Annotated in this window: 12 protein-coding genes and 1 tRNA gene; 8 read left to right on the top strand and 5 right to left on the bottom strand. The window is 51.5% G+C overall.

Features of this window, described 5'->3' with window-relative positions:
- The first annotated feature begins 17 nt into the window (after positions 1–17).
- Positions 18–347: a carboxymuconolactone decarboxylase family protein gene (locus tag BJP58_RS10380; RefSeq protein WP_071221734.1), complete on the top strand. Its 330-nt coding sequence runs from the start codon at positions 18–20 to the stop codon at positions 345–347.
- Positions 348–429: 82 nt separating this feature from the next.
- On the opposite strand, the gene BJP58_RS10375 is transcribed toward BJP58_RS10380, so the two are convergent.
- Entirely contained in the window at positions 430–849 is a 420-nt protein-coding gene (locus BJP58_RS10375) for a YhjD family protein (RefSeq protein WP_194543857.1), read from the bottom strand.
- A 181-nt stretch (positions 850–1,030) separates the two neighbouring features.
- Here BJP58_RS10375 and BJP58_RS10370 point away from each other — a divergent pair.
- Positions 1,031–1,114 (top strand) — tRNA-Leu (locus BJP58_RS10370).
- Between the two features lie 318 nt (positions 1,115–1,432).
- On the top strand, positions 1,433–2,320 hold the full coding sequence (locus BJP58_RS10365; protein ID WP_194544900.1) for a divergent polysaccharide deacetylase family protein: 888 nt from the start codon (positions 1,433–1,435) through the stop codon (positions 2,318–2,320).
- Between the two features lie 299 nt (positions 2,321–2,619).
- On the opposite strand, the gene BJP58_RS10360 is transcribed toward BJP58_RS10365, so the two are convergent.
- A complete protein-coding gene (locus BJP58_RS10360; protein ID WP_194543856.1) occupies positions 2,620–3,423 on the bottom strand; it encodes an N-acetylmuramoyl-L-alanine amidase in 804 nt (267 codons plus the stop codon).
- 151 nt (positions 3,424–3,574) lie between these two features.
- On the opposite strand from BJP58_RS10360, the gene BJP58_RS10355 reads away from it, so the two are divergent.
- Complete coding sequence (locus BJP58_RS10355; protein ID WP_071221747.1) at positions 3,575–3,775, top strand: YqzE family protein; 201 nt, start codon at positions 3,575–3,577, stop codon at positions 3,773–3,775.
- A 212-nt stretch (positions 3,776–3,987) separates the two neighbouring features.
- Here BJP58_RS10355 and BJP58_RS10350 read toward each other — a convergent pair whose 3' ends face one another.
- The 3 genes from BJP58_RS10350 to BJP58_RS10340 all read right to left on the bottom strand — a co-directional run bounded on the left by BJP58_RS10350 (position 3,988) and on the right by BJP58_RS10340 (position 7,990).
- The gene (locus BJP58_RS10350; protein WP_233355032.1) at positions 3,988–5,124 is read right to left on the bottom strand and encodes a hypothetical protein; all 1,137 of its coding nucleotides are present in this window, start codon (positions 5,122–5,124) and stop codon (positions 3,988–3,990) included.
- Positions 5,125–5,268: 144 nt separating this feature from the next.
- Positions 5,269–6,231: a YqhG family protein gene (locus BJP58_RS10345; RefSeq protein WP_194543855.1), complete on the bottom strand. Its 963-nt coding sequence runs from the start codon at positions 6,229–6,231 to the stop codon at positions 5,269–5,271.
- A gap of 1 nt (position 6,232) precedes the next feature.
- Positions 6,233–7,990: a DEAD/DEAH box helicase gene (locus BJP58_RS10340; protein ID WP_194543854.1), complete on the bottom strand. Its 1,758-nt coding sequence runs from the start codon at positions 7,988–7,990 to the stop codon at positions 6,233–6,235.
- 420 nt (positions 7,991–8,410) lie between these two features.
- On the opposite strand from BJP58_RS10340, the gene BJP58_RS10335 reads away from it, so the two are divergent.
- From BJP58_RS10335 to BJP58_RS10320, 4 genes are all read left to right on the top strand, one after another.
- Complete coding sequence (locus BJP58_RS10335) at positions 8,411–11,056, top strand: adenosylcobalamin-dependent ribonucleoside-diphosphate reductase (protein WP_442953965.1); 2,646 nt, start codon at positions 8,411–8,413, stop codon at positions 11,054–11,056.
- Positions 11,057–11,445: 389 nt separating this feature from the next.
- The gene (locus BJP58_RS10330; RefSeq protein WP_194543852.1) at positions 11,446–12,129 is read left to right on the top strand and encodes a response regulator transcription factor; all 684 of its coding nucleotides are present in this window, start codon (positions 11,446–11,448) and stop codon (positions 12,127–12,129) included.
- Positions 12,122–13,474, top strand: coding sequence for a sensor histidine kinase (locus BJP58_RS10325; RefSeq protein ID WP_194543851.1), 1,353 nt, complete (start codon positions 12,122–12,124; stop codon positions 13,472–13,474). Before BJP58_RS10330 ends, BJP58_RS10325 begins: the two co-directional genes overlap by 8 nt.
- 162 nt (positions 13,475–13,636) lie before the next feature.
- Entirely contained in the window at positions 13,637–13,906 is a 270-nt protein-coding gene (locus tag BJP58_RS10320) for a hypothetical protein (protein WP_194543850.1), read from the top strand.
- Positions 13,907–13,938 lie beyond the last annotated feature (32 nt).

The raw sequence follows: 13,938 nt of genomic DNA, 5'->3' as shown, positions 1-13,938 counted from the left end.
AAGAGGTGCTTTAGGTTATGGAAATGTCCAATGACAAGGTCTCGGCTTACAAGAATGAAATTCTGAATTTGAAGCAGAGCATGCCGGAAATGGCAGAAGCGTATCATCAGTTCACCGGCGTTTGCTTTCAGGATGGCGAACTGGATGAGCGAACAAAGCAGCTGATCGCGCTCGGAATCGGACTGTTTGCCAATAATGAGCTGTGTACCTTCTATCATATGGAAGAAGCCCGTGCGAAGGGAGCCTCGGATGCTCAGATTATGGAGGCTGTAGCCGTGGCGTCTGCCGCCAGTGCGGGACATGCCCTCTCGCAGGGATTGACCCGCGTGCAGCATAATCTTCATTGATTCACGTGTCAGCGATAACCGTCTCAACCGGAACATTCATGTTCAGTGGGGAGACGGTTATTCTCTGTTTAAGGGCAGCGATTTAGCGGGCGTAAACAGCGGCAGGAGGATGGGCTTGCTCAGAGGACTCGGTCTCGGGCGAAACCAGCCCAAGGTAGGCTCGCATGCGGTCCATCATCTCCTCACGGAAGGATGGCCATAGAATGTTCATCGAACCAATGTAACCCCGACAAGCATATCGTGCCTGGATTCCTTCCTGGTTTTGTCCAATATCATACACCTTGATCGCCCGCTTGGTGAATTCCTGTTTCACCTCACGAAGAAGCACAGCAGCACGCTTGGCGCCATTCCCCACAACCTCTACATACAATTGAGGGCTCTTGAAGACACCGCTCTCTTGAATGATTCGGCAATCCCTTTCAAACACCTTATGAATGAACATCAGCAGCAGGTAACTCTTGATCAATGCACGTTCTTCCGTCGTAACAGCCGGTATGGCCATCAACATCACCGCCTTTATATAGAAAATGGTTATTGAATGAGAACCTATGTTCTTATTTTAACCGAAAAACAGGTTTTTAATCAAGTTCAAAAAAAGTGTTGACTCAATTCGTGCAGCGTGATATTATATATCTTGTCGCCGCTGATAAGGACTTGTCTCCTAATAGCGATGAACATGATATGCGGTCGTGGCGGAATTGGCAGACGCGCACGGTTCAGGTCCGTGTGGGCTAACCCCCGTGGAGGTTCGAGTCCTCTCGACCGCATCCTTATAAAAAAGCTCGTAAACTTGCTTTTTAGCAGTTTACGAGCTTTTTTTGTGTTGAGATTTTAGATGGCGGGATGAAAGACTTTAACCAAAATAATGCGATGCCGTTGACAGCCAACCCGACAAGTTCAAAATTACCGCGGAGCTGCGGAGAAAGCAGCTGTGAGTAAGAAAGCCGACGATCCAACGGTGGCGGCAAGTTTCTGTGCCTGGGCTGTGCTGTGCTAATACAATCACTCTTACATATTTACATACCTTTTCTCAAACAATACGGTTAGGTGTGATTAGCATGAACATGAATGGAAGGGGAGTAACCATGCGGAAGGCATTCAAAAAATTGGTTATCTTGCTATGTACGATATGGATGATCGTGTACGGAGCACAGATCGGATATGGCGCAGGGGTGGCCTCTACCCCTACTGCTGATCCTCCCAATCAGGAAACGGAAGAAATGCACGAAAAATCCGGACGCGGCAGGCCTGATCAGGAAGCGAAAGTTAATAAGCTGGCCGTCATCATTGATGATTTTGGCAATGATCAGAAAGGGACTCAGGAAATGCTGAGTCTTCCTGTTAAGATCACGGTGGCAGTAATGCCTTTCTTGCCGACAAGCGTGAAGGATGCCGAAGCTGCGCATCGGCAAGGGCATGACGTCATCATCCATATGCCCATGGAGCCGAAGCAAGGACGATCTTCCTGGCTCGGACCGGGTGCCATTCTAAGTTCACTAACCGATGAGGAGATTCGTGAACGGATGGAGGAGGCAATCGATTCGGTTCCTTATGCCGTCGGGATTAATAATCATATGGGCTCCAAGGTTACCGGGGATGAGCGGGTCATGTCCATTGTGCTTGATGTATGCAGGGAGAGAGGGTTGTTCTTCATCGACAGCAAGACAAACTACCATAGCGTGATTGGCAAACTGGCAGCGGAGAAGGGGATGCCGTCCATCGCCAACGATATATTCCTGGATGATGTTCATACCGTTCAGCACGTGAGCAAACAGCTCCTGACCGCGGTACAGCATGCGGAAGAGAGAACATCCTGCATTGCAATTGGCCATGTCGGCAAATATGGAACCCGAACGGCAGAAGCGCTGAAAGGAACCATTCCGAAACTGCAAGCCAAGGTGGAGTTTGTGGGTATCAGCGATCTGGTTAGGGAACGATCAAGCTGGCGGCCGAATCCGCTGCCTGCGAATTAGGTTGGTTAGCAGAACCTAATCCGCTGTCAGCGTATTAGTGTCAGCAGCAGAACCGGAGTCGGTTTCGGCATGCCGTGAAGCAACCGGCGTTAAAAAGATTATCCGACAAAGGTCCGCCCCTATCTTGAAGAGCCAAAAAAAATAATAGCCTTCCAGACAAGGATCCGGTGATTCCAATCCCTGTATGGAAGGCTGTACATATGTGGAGGCTGCATTTATTCATCGGCTGCGGAGATCGATGCTAGGCGTCTTAATAGATATGGCTGAGAACCCTATATAAGCAAAAAAAAAGCCCCAAATTACAGGGCCGTTAAATAACTGATAATCCCGTCGGCAATGGCTTCAGCGATCTGCATTTGACCGTTGCGGCCGGTTAATAATTTCCGGTCCTCCATATTGCTGAGAAAGCCGGTTTCGACGATGACGGCGGGTACTTGGGTTTGATTCAGCAGATAGTATGGTTTACCTACCATGATGTGATTGCTGCTGCGGTAAACCAGATTCAGCTGCTCCTGGATGGTGTCCGCAAGCAGGGTGCTGCGTCCCTCGGATTGATGCAGCACGATGCCTCCGCGCTTGGACGAGTTCTTCCCCCAATTCACATGAATGCTGACCACCAGCTTGGTCGGGATCTCGCTGCTGAGCTGCTTGCGCTGCGACAGATCGCGGCGATGCCTCGAGGAGCTTCGATGCCAGCGATTGTCATCGCTAAGCGCGTAATCGGCATCGCGGTTCAGGACGGCATGATAGCCTTCCTTGCGAAGCAGCATGAACAGTCTCCGTGAAATGGCCAGGTTAATATCTTTTTCGAGAATTTCACCATACGACGTTCCTCCGTCGATTCCGCCATGACCCACATCGATCAGAATGACATCATGGGCAAAAGGGTGCAGCTGCCTTAGTTCGGACTGGTCGATTTCCTGACCTGAAGAGTGGGTGGATTCGGGCGTTTCGGTCAGAAGCCGGGTTGTCGATATTGGACTTTTATGAACGGCATGCGCTGGACGCGTCATGGCTTGCTCCTTCACTGGATATGCTTCCATAACAGAACCCGGGAGTGCCAGTGTCAAGAGAAGCATCCATACAACGGCTGTCTTAATCATGATGGTTTCCTTCTTTCACGTAAAAATTTCGGCTTTTTTAGAATGTGCATATGGCGGAAAAATCATGCTGTTCAAGTGCGAGCGTCTAGAAATGATTGAAATGGAGCAAACTGATACTGGGATGTGGATAAACCAAAAGGAGTTGATTCGTATGGCTAGCGGCGACGAATTGATCAAGTACATTACCGAGCGCGTGGTTCATTTTATAGATACGCCTAAGGACGTTCGGCGTCAGGCGAAGGTGAAGGAATCCTGGACCACAAGGTGGTTCGGCATGATTCCGTTCTCCATGTCGCTATGGAAAGAGGATGTAACCACCAAGCGCAAAAAAAAGGGACGAAGTAACAGCTGATGCATGTTCAATCATGAAATCGCTTTTTGCAGATTGTGTGAACTGCCTCCTGTGCGCACGATGTCAGGGTCGAAGTGAACATGGCTACTTGACGGCTATAGTCCCTTGTGCGTGCTGAGTGCACACTTATAAACCGTTTTGAAATAAAGGACGCTGCCCGTTAAAGGGCAGCGTCCTTTTGTCAGTCATGGTATTGGCTGGAAAAACCCGTATTATTCCGGCAGGGCATAAAATTGCCCTTGTCCGACTAAACGGGATGCCGGAAGGAAACGGAGGGTGTCTGTGTTCCGCAAGGGAACCGAAACATAAAGCGCAGCCGGGTTCTCCTGATTCTCCGAGGACCATCGATGCCAGCCCGTTAAGTTAAAGGGCGCGCCGTAGGCGGCATTGCCTTTTGCGGACTTAAATATCAGGGTGGAGTGCTCCTTAAGTAAATTCCGCAGATCGGCGCTGCTTCGGGCTGTGAGATTTCCAGTGGTCAGCCACAGCAGGTTATCGTAAGGATCCACGAAGTCGTCGGTTGCGATGGAGGGCGTTCCGGCAAACCAATGATTGGATTTGGAAGAAGTCACGAGTCCTTTGGCTGTTGCAGGCAGCGATACGGATACCAGCTTCGTTGTTGAATGCGTCTGCTGGGGCTCATCCGGTAGGGCTTCACTATTTAGTGCATTAAAATAAACCGGCTTCTTGCCGGGCAGCTGGACCTGCCAGACGGGGGACACGTCATACAGCTTGCGAACGGTGCTGCCTTGAGGCAATGACCCTCCAGCCTTCACAAGGCCTTCCGCAGCGAGCCGCTCTTTCAGCGGCGCTTGGCTGTAGGGAAGGGTCGAGCCGATCCCGTATTCACTCAGGATATATCCGCCGTCTTCGCCTGCACTGATAATCATGTATCCTTGCGGCAGTCCTTCATCGGATATCGTGACTAACCAGCCGTGCGTGCCCGGACCGAGCGGTGTGAACTCGAGCGTTGCTTCGTCCCATGTCGTAAATGGCGCATGGGCCGATAATTGAGCGACAGTCTCCTCGGCAAAGTCCATCAAATTCCCAGGAATTTGAGCTACAGCTTTGTTCTGACTACCCCCTGAAACGCCTGATGTGTGATGATCCGCAGTAAACGGAGTGCCAGTCAGACTAAGGCTGTTCGCATAATTGGAAACATCGGCCTGGCTTGCTTCAGCCAAGCTTGCCTGCGGCTGGACCGTGCTGAACCAGAGGATAGTCGTTACAATGATGGAAACAGACAACATTCGATATCGGCTGTTCTGCTTGTTATCGGCTGATTGGGGCTTAAAGTTCTTGCAATCCTTGACATCATGGTTATGAAGTTCCATGTTCCAACGCTTCAAATCATTAACCGCCTTTCCTTGGCCCTACGCGCCGTGGATGTGTTGGAATCATCATATCGGACAAGCTTTGCAAAGGCTGTTGCAAGCTGTCGCGGTAGGAGAAGGGAGAATGGTTCTTTTTTTGCCTGCTTTTGTAGAGGAGCGTCATGATGACGCACCCACAGGCGAACACAGATGAAATAGACCGCAGGTTATGACGGACAAGCTCACTTTCGGCTCGTACTGCCACTGCATTTCGGACCGGCGGTTCTTATATTGCTCCTCGATAAGCGCTTTTTTCTCTTCATCCTGCTCCTTGAGCAGGTCCTCGTAATAGCTGTCGATCACCAGCAGTTCTTCTTCAAGACGTTCTCTTGCTTTGGTGGCCCAGTCGTAGTCCAGCTTGCTTATCTTGTCGATAAGATGGTTTTCTAGCGCATCTACGGCCTGTTCGAGCGTAAGAGCCGCCGGTCGGACGTGAACGCTCTCGGGCAAGCGGGGCGTCAGTTCGCGTCCATTCAGGATCGCCGGGAAGTCTTGGGCAATCGCACGACTAGAAAGTGAGATTCCGAGAAAAAACAATTCCTCCCGCTTCAGATCACAGCTGAACTCCACCTTGAAGCAGACGCCCAGCCACTGCTCATACGGCGTGGAACGGGCTGTCGGACGCGGCTCGGTATCGCGCTGCTGGAACAGATAGACGCATTTGCCTTCCTCCCGGGAAGCATTCCAGATTTGGGCCAGCCGGCTGCTGCCGTAGCCAATGTTCTCCCGCTGAATGCGTCCGGGACCAAGGATAGGCAGAACCGGAGCATTCCCGTAAAAGCGGGCCAGGAGCGGATCCTGCGTAGGCGAGGCAAGCTGCGCTTTGGCTTCGGTTTCCTTGGTTTTTGCAAGCCGTTCGTCGTATTTTTCCGGATCAAACACGAAATTGAACGATAACGTTTCGGCGGGAGCGCCGGTACGCTCCACGAAACCCCAGTAATACGGGCGGTTGGTGAGCATTTTGTCGGCTTGCGGCGACAGTTTCACGGTGACATGCTCAGGCGACTTTTCAATGACGGTGCATTCGGTGGCTTCCAAATAGGCCATGAAGTGCTGCTGCACCTCCTGCGGCGTCATGGTCATATTAGGCTTCTTCCTCTCTTAGATTATCTTCGACGGTGCTTCCCTGCTCGATATCCTGCTTGATATGGTGAATCGAGTCGCCCAATGTGCTGATGCGCTGCCGGATTTCATCATCGTTGCCGGACTCCAGCATGATTTTGTACAGGCTCTTCTCGATGGATTCCTTCTTCTCGAACCGTTCGAGAATGACATCCAGACCTCCGATGACCATCTCAAACATGTTGATCTTCTCGTGCAGCAGGTTCAGAATGTGCTCTTCAATGGTTCCTGAAGTGGACAGGTTGTAAATCTTCACGTCATTGGTCTGGCCGAGACGATGGACGCGTCCGATTCGCTGCTCGACCCGCATGGGATTCCAGGGCAGATCAAAGTTGATCATATGGTGGCAGAATTGCAGATTGATGCCTTCGCCCCCGGCTTCCGTCGCGATCATGACCTGTGCCTTGCCGCGGAACAGATCCATCATCCAGTCCTTCTTGCCGCGGTTCATTCCGCCTCGGTACGGTACGGAGATGAGCCCGTGATCGCGGAAATAATTGAGCAAGTATTCCTGGGTGGCGCGGTATTCCGTGAATACGATGACCTTCTCGTTCATTTGCTGGATCAGCTCGATGGTTTTTTCCGCCTTGGTGTTGGCTTTGATGGCCTTGATGAGATAGACGAGCTCCCAGATTTTATCGCGCAGCGGAGAGTCCTCGGGCAGCTTCTTGGACAGATTAACAAGAGTCACGAAAACGGCATCGCGGCTGCTGCACACTTCACGCTGGAGCGTAACAAGGGACAGCATACTGCTTAAATTTCCCCCTGCTGCCTGATACTGATCTTTGACGAAGGACGTGACGCCGTCGTATAATGACTGTTCTTCGGGCGAGAGGCTAAGCCCTACATTGCGGACGGATCGCTTGGTGAATTTCACTTCGCCTTCGCCGCGGCGGTTACGGATCATGACCTTGGACAGCTCATCCTTGAGCTGCTCCTGATTCTTGGGTCTTCGTTTATCGACAACAAAATTAGCGGCAAACTGCCCTTGGCCTCCAAGCTGGCCCGGCTTCAGCAGGGTGATCAGATTGAAGAGCTCGCTGAGATCGTTCTGCACCGGCGTGGCCGTCAGCAAGAGGCAGTATTTTTTGCGCAGCTTTTGAATGAATTGATAATTGGAGGTTTTTTTGTTCTTGAGCTTGTGCGCCTCATCGATGATGAGCATGTCGTACTCCTCGTTCAGCAGAATCTCCTGATGCGGATCGCGCTTCGCCGTGTCCATGGAGGCGACAACGATATCATTGCCCCAGGAGTACGCTTTTTTCTGCGCAATCGCAGGAATGCCGAACTTGGAGTTCAGCTCGCGAACCCATTGCAGCACAAGGGAAGCGGGAACGAGAATCAACACTTTGGATACCAGGCCGCGCACGATGTATTCTTTTAAAATAAGGCCGGCTTCAATCGTTTTACCAAGCCCCACTTCATCAGCGAGAATGGCTCGACCCGACATCTCGAACAATACGCGTCTGGCGGTATCGGTCTGATGGGGGAGCGGGGATAAGCCGCCTAGGTGCTTGAGGCATTGCAATTCTTCAAAGCTTGTAACGAGACGCGATTTCTCGCCCTCCACGGCAAGCTGGGCCAGACGATAGTCACCCCAAGGTCCGCCCTTGTCCAGTCGACCGGCGAGATCGTCAAACCAGGAACGGTCGATCTGCAATGGAACGGGAAGACGCGCGTCGAAAATCATGCCTGAGTCGGCAGATGGCTGATGGTTCATGTCGATCTCCTCCTGTTGTGAAAGATTCCGGGCCAGCGGTGTATATGTAGTATGGACGAAAAAAGAAGTCTTCATAACCTTGCACGGATTCGGAAGGCGTGGAATAACCCAAAGGGCGCACGGCTGCTGGAATTGGATATTTTCATCCTTTTTTTCATAGGGAAGGCCGAAAAAGAGAGCGAGAGGAAGAAAGCGGAAGCTTGCGAGCGGGAGCTTGGATCTGTTGGCTTAATTTTCACATTATCGGCATAGTTAACCTATATATAGTGTAGTATAATGAATTGGTAGCACTATATATGGTGTATATAGTGGTTTTGAATGTTTGACCGGCTACATAACAGGTTATGTTGTTGGTGAGCGCATAACTGCGGAACTTTTTAATTTTATATTTTATATAGGAGGTAGTTGCTCTTGAGTACGATGCAGAATCAGCGGCTGGAAGGTTTAAGCGAGAAGATCTTTTTGGACCGGTATGCCTGGAAGGATGCGGACTCCAACAACGCTAAGGTAGGCGATGTGGTGCTCGTTTTGACGAAGGATGATCCTAAATTTCCGACCAAGGAAGTTGGCGAAATCGTGAAACGCGAAGGCCGCAAGGTCACGGTGAAGACACGGAAGGGCGAGCTTGTGGAATCGGATGTGGAGAAGCTGACGTTAACCATCGAGAAAACGCCGGAAGAAATGTGGGATCGACTCGCGGCTGCCATGTCATCGGTTGAGGCAACGCCTGAACTGCAGGAAGAGTGGCGCGGGAAGTTCCGCGAGATTCTGGATGATTGGAAGCTGGTGCCGGGCGGACGGATTGCGGCTGGAGCTGGTGCAAGCGATGAATTGACGCTGTTCAACTGCTACGTGATTCCTTCACCGAAGGACAGCCGGGGCGGCATCATGGAAACTCTGAGCGAGATGACCGAGATCATGGCGCGCGGCGGCGGAGTCGGCATTAATTTGTCTTCCCTGCGTCCTCGGCGCGCGATCGTAAGAGGCGTGAACGGCTCCTCCAGCGGTGCGGTATCGTGGGGCGGATTGTTCAGTTATACGACGGGATTGATCGAGCAGGGCGGAAGCCGCCGGGGCGCGCTCATGCTGATGATTAATGATTGGCACCCGGACGTGGAGGATTTCATTACCGTGAAGCAGACGATGGGACAAGTTACGAATGCGAACCTGTCGGTATGCGTCAGCAATGATTTCATGAAGGCCGTGAAGGAAGATCTGGACTGGGAGCTGGTGTTCCCGGATACTACGGATCCTGACTATGATGAGCTGTGGGACGGCGATCTGGATAAATGGAAGAAAGCCGGACACCGTATCATTCCATATAAAACAGTAAAAGCACGCGAGGTCTGGCACACCATTATCGAATCCGCATGGAAATCCGCAGAACCGGGCGTCGTATTCATGGAATACTATAACCAGATGTCCAACAGCTGGTATTTCAACCCGATTATTTGTACGAACCCTTGCGGCGAGCAAGGACTTCCGGGCTGGGGCGTATGCAACCTGTCCGCGATGAATCTGTCGAAGTTCTATGATGAAGCGAACCATGACGTTGCCTGGGATGAGCTGGCTACAACGACACGGTACTCCGTGCGTTTCCTGGATAATGTCATTGACCGGACGCCGTACCATTTTGAAGAAAACGAATTGAACCAGAAAAAAGAGCGCCGCGTGGGCCTCGGAACGATGGGTCTGGCGGAGCTGATGATCAAGCTGAACATCCGTTACGGCAGCCCGGAATCGTTGGAGTTCCTGGATAAGCTGTATGGCTTCATCGCGCGCGAAGCTTATCTCGCTTCCGCCGATATTGCCGAAGAGAAGGGTTCGTTCCAGGCATTCGACGCCGAGCTGTACCTGCAAAGCGGCTTCATGAAAAATATGGCCGAGGTGTATCCGGAAGTTGCCGAAGCGGTGCGTGAAAAAGGTGCACGGAACGTCACCGTCATTACCCAAGCGCCAACGGGCAGCACGGGTACGATGGTCGGAACGTCGACAGGCATCGAGCCGTACTTTGCCTTCAAATACTTCCGTCAGAGCCGACTCGGCTTCGACGAGCAGTTCGTGCCGATTGCTCAGGATTGGCTGGACAGCCATCCGGGCGAAGAGCTTCCGGATTATTACGTCACGGCGATGAGTCTCTCCGCCGAGGATCACATCCGGGTACAAGCGGCAATTCAGCGCTGGGTGGACAGCTCGATCTCGAAGACGGCCAACTGTCCGTCGGACTTTACGGTTGAAGATACGAAGCGCCTATATGAGCTGGCATTCGATCTGGGCTGCAAAGGCGTAACGATCTACCGCGACGGCAGCCGCGACGTGCAGGTGCTGCAGACGGAGAAAAAAGAAGATAAGGCCGCCGAAGCAACCACGGCTTCTACTGCGGAAACAGCGCTTGAGCAAAGCGCGGCAGGCCAAGCCGCAGAGGATGCGACGAACGTGGAGCCGGCGGCTGCAAGCGTGGCCGTGACAGCCTCACCGAGCAAGAGCGGGTTGGATAAGCAATACAAGAAGCGTCCGCAAGTGCTGCGCGGCGCAACCTATAAAATGAACACGCCGTTCGGCATGGCGTATATTACCATCAACGATCTGGACGGTATCCCAAGCGAAATCTTCCTGAACGTCGGCAAGGCCGGTTCGGATGTGTTCGCAATGGCGGAAGCCTTGGGCCGCGTCTGCTCCTTGTTCCTGCGTTACGGGGACCACGGCAATAAGGTGGAGCTGCTGATCAAGCACCTCAAGGGCATCGGCGGCACCGGCGCGATCGGCTTCGGCGCAAACCGCGTAGAATCCATCGCCGACGCCGTGGCGAAGGCGCTCGAGACGCACGTGGCGAACAACGCTGGGGCGGATCATGACCATGATCCGGCACCGGTCGCAGCCACGATGGCGCCTGTTGATGCAGGCGAAGCTGTGGCGCCAGCAGCCGCGGGGTATGGCGGACACGGCTCCCACACAGGCGGTAGCACCATGTCGCTGGATCTGTGTCCATCCTGCGGCGGGGCATCCTTGATTAATATCGAGGGATGCAAGACGTGCGGGAACTGCGGATATAGTAAGTGTTCGTGAGGAAGCTGTTCTGTCTGATATCGACGTAGATATCATGTGAGTGAAATTCCAGTTTCATAATTCGTTAGACGGTTCCATTCCAACCATTTGTTGGAATGGAAAGTATGGAATCAACTAAATAAAATGTAATATAGGGTAGGCGATGATGAACATTGCCTACCCTTATTTGTCGTTTAGTACCTAACGACAAGCAATCTTTGGTATTCAACAATTATGAGATTACGAAAGAGAGAGAACTACATTGCCATGAAAATATCTAACAAAGCGATTATAATGGCAAGAAGATAACCTTTCAGAATAACTATCGGAATGGAATAAACGAATCGGTTGGTTACTTATCGTTCCCATTTGAGCGTTCAAACAGCAAAATGAAGTAAGGGGGATAAGGAATGACAAGTATTCTTATAGTAGAAGATGATGCTCATATGTTGGAAATGATATCACTTGTTTTAAGATGCGAAGGCTATCATGTCCGGGGCGCGGTTAACGGCAAAGAGGCGCTTGCAGAAATGGAAAGCTCGCCTGCGGATATGGTTGTGCTTGATGTCATGATGCCTGTCATGGACGGGTGGGATTTGTGCAGCGAACTGCGGCTTTTGTACCCCGAACTACCCATAATCATGATAACGGTCAAGCACGAGACGAGTCAGAAGGTGAAAGGATTCGGCCTGGGCGCCGACGATTACCTGGTCAAGCCTTTCGATCCGCAGGAGCTGGTGATCCGAATCAAAGCGGTGCTGCGCCGGTACCGTATTGCGGCCGATAAGAGAGTTATATTGGGCAGCTTCAAGTTGGATCGGCTTCGGGGAACCGTTTCGGACGGCAATGTGAATTGGAATTTGCCGCCTAAGGAATTTGAACTGTTATATCAGCTTGCAAGCTATCCCGGCCAAATCTTTATGAGAGAGCAGTTAATCGAATCGGTATGGGGATTCGACCACGACGGGGATGAGCGGACGGTCGACGTTCATATCAAGCGGCTGCGGGAGCGGTTCGCCGCCTATCCCCATCTTTTTCGCATCGTAACGGTTCGCGGTCTCGGATATCGGTTGGAGACGGAAATCCATGATTAAGAGCATCAACTTCAAAATTTTATTGATCTTTATTGTTGCATTAGTGGTAGGTTTCGGACTCTCCATTCCGATCACCGTATCTTTGTTTCAAAACCAAGTCACGCAATCCATCCGGGACGAATATGCGATGCGAAGCGGGTTGATTGCGGATGTTTATTCCCGATTGGCGCCAACTGAACGCGGTCATTATCTGAATCAGTTGTCCGAAGAAATGAAGGTATCCCTATGGATCTACGATCGGAACGGATTGCTTTACGCGTACGGCCACACAAGCAAACCCAACCTTAGCGATGACGAAATACGACTCGTCCAGGGCGGCGCCGAAATCATGAGGAGCACGTCCGTCCTGCCCTTGCCGACGAGCCTTCAAATGGGTTTTCCTTTGCGAACCGCTGATGAGCCGCTGGCGCTCGTCATCCATCCGGAAAGCTCCAACATGTATCTCCTATTCACCATTATAGGTTCGTTCATTCTGATTGCGCTCGCGATCGGCAGCTTCAAATTCATACTCTTTACTAGAGTAGTGGTGAAACCCTTAAAGGCTTTGACGGCCGCAACCCAAAAAGTGGCCAAGGGAGACTATAATATCGTTCTTCAGACGAAGAGCAAGGATGAATTAGGCGTCTTGTCGAAGCAATTTCAGCAAATGGCCTACGAGGTCGGTCAGGTTGAAAGGATGCGGCAGGAGTTCGTTTCCAATGTATCCCACGAGATTCAAACCCCGCTGGCGTCCATTTCAGGCTTTGTTTCCATCCTGCAGAAAGACGGTCTTGATGAAGCCGAACAGCTGCGCTGTCTGAACATTATCCGGGAGGAAAGCATGCGGTTGTCCCGACTGAGCGAGAACATGCTTCGATTGGCCACGATCGATTCGAACCATTATCCCTTCCATCCGACGCTCTTTCGGCTTGACAGGCAGCTGCGTCGCATTGTCATAGCGGCTGAACCGCAATGGGCGGACAAACACTTAAATATTCACTTCAAGCTTCCAAAAACGGCGATTCATGCGGATGAAGACCTGCTGAACCAGGTTTGGCTTAATATTTTCAGCAACAGCATCAAATTTACGCCCGAGGGCGGCGACATCTCCATCGAGCTTGTGTCAGGAAATGAAAAAATCGGAGTCGTCATTCGCGATACGGGAATCGGCATTACCGAAGAAGACCGTAAACGCGTCTTCGAACGCTTTTATATGGCCGATAAGTCGCACAACCGCGAAGCGGGGGGAAGCGGACTTGGTCTTGCGATCGTCAAGCGCGTTGTCGAATTGCACAGCGGCTCGATCGAAATCGACAGCGCTGTAGGAAAAGGCACGGCGATAACCGTCTTTCTGCCAGCCATGTAACTCCGTCACACAATCGAAAATACGAGCGAACGAAAAGGTGAACGATCCGTTCACCTTTTTTTCATTTTCTTCCATCTAGTTCATATTACGTTCATACAGGGCGCTTAGTATCGGTTGCGTAATCGAATCAGAATAGATCAATCTACGAGGAGGAAATCGTTCATGCTGTGGTTGATGGTCAATTTTGCGATGACCGTTTCGCTGCCCATTTTTGGCGGAATTGCCGCTTGGAATGCGAGCCGAGCCTATCGGGCACCTACAAAAGGCAAGTTATATTCCCGTATGCGGTCGTCGCTCATTTGGACGGGAATAAGTGGACTGGCCTTTTTCGTCAAAGCGACGCCGATCGTTCTCACATCGCGTATGAAGGCGTCTTGTCACCGTTTGAAATCGGCAGCTCGACGGTCAACCTGCCGGAGTGAGCGAATATGATTTACGATAGAGGTGAACTGGTTTTGAAATAC

It is taken from the genome of Paenibacillus sp. JZ16, from assembly GCF_015326965.1.
GTDB lineage: Bacteria > Bacillota > Bacilli > Paenibacillales > Paenibacillaceae > Paenibacillus_AQ.
The sequence above is the reverse complement of the archived record's forward strand: the minus strand, read 5'-3'. Positions and strand labels throughout refer to the sequence as shown.

What these genes read in the sequence shown, in the direction of transcription:
- BJP58_RS10325 (WP_194543851.1), top strand. Translation starts at nt 12,122, where the DNA reads ATGATTAAGAGCATCAACTTCAAAATTTTATTGATCTTTATTGTTGCA.
- BJP58_RS10340 (WP_194543854.1), bottom strand. Translation starts at nt 7,990, where the DNA reads ATGAACCATCAGCCATCTGCCGACTCAGGCATGATTTTCGACGCGCGT.
- BJP58_RS10320 (WP_194543850.1), top strand. Translation starts at nt 13,637, where the DNA reads ATGCTGTGGTTGATGGTCAATTTTGCGATGACCGTTTCGCTGCCCATT.
- BJP58_RS10330 (WP_194543852.1), top strand. Translation starts at nt 11,446, where the DNA reads ATGACAAGTATTCTTATAGTAGAAGATGATGCTCATATGTTGGAAATG.
- BJP58_RS10355 (WP_071221747.1), top strand. Translation starts at nt 3,575, where the DNA reads ATGGCTAGCGGCGACGAATTGATCAAGTACATTACCGAGCGCGTGGTT.
- BJP58_RS10375 (WP_194543857.1), bottom strand. Translation starts at nt 849, where the DNA reads ATGGCCATACCGGCTGTTACGACGGAAGAACGTGCATTGATCAAGAGT.
- BJP58_RS10360 (WP_194543856.1), bottom strand. Translation starts at nt 3,423, where the DNA reads ATGATTAAGACAGCCGTTGTATGGATGCTTCTCTTGACACTGGCACTC.
- BJP58_RS10335 (WP_442953965.1), top strand. Translation starts at nt 8,411, where the DNA reads ATGCAGAATCAGCGGCTGGAAGGTTTAAGCGAGAAGATCTTTTTGGAC.
- BJP58_RS10380 (WP_071221734.1), top strand. Translation starts at nt 18, where the DNA reads ATGGAAATGTCCAATGACAAGGTCTCGGCTTACAAGAATGAAATTCTG.
- BJP58_RS10365 (WP_194544900.1), top strand. Translation starts at nt 1,433, where the DNA reads ATGCGGAAGGCATTCAAAAAATTGGTTATCTTGCTATGTACGATATGG.
- BJP58_RS10345 (WP_194543855.1), bottom strand. Translation starts at nt 6,231, where the DNA reads ATGACCATGACGCCGCAGGAGGTGCAGCAGCACTTCATGGCCTATTTG.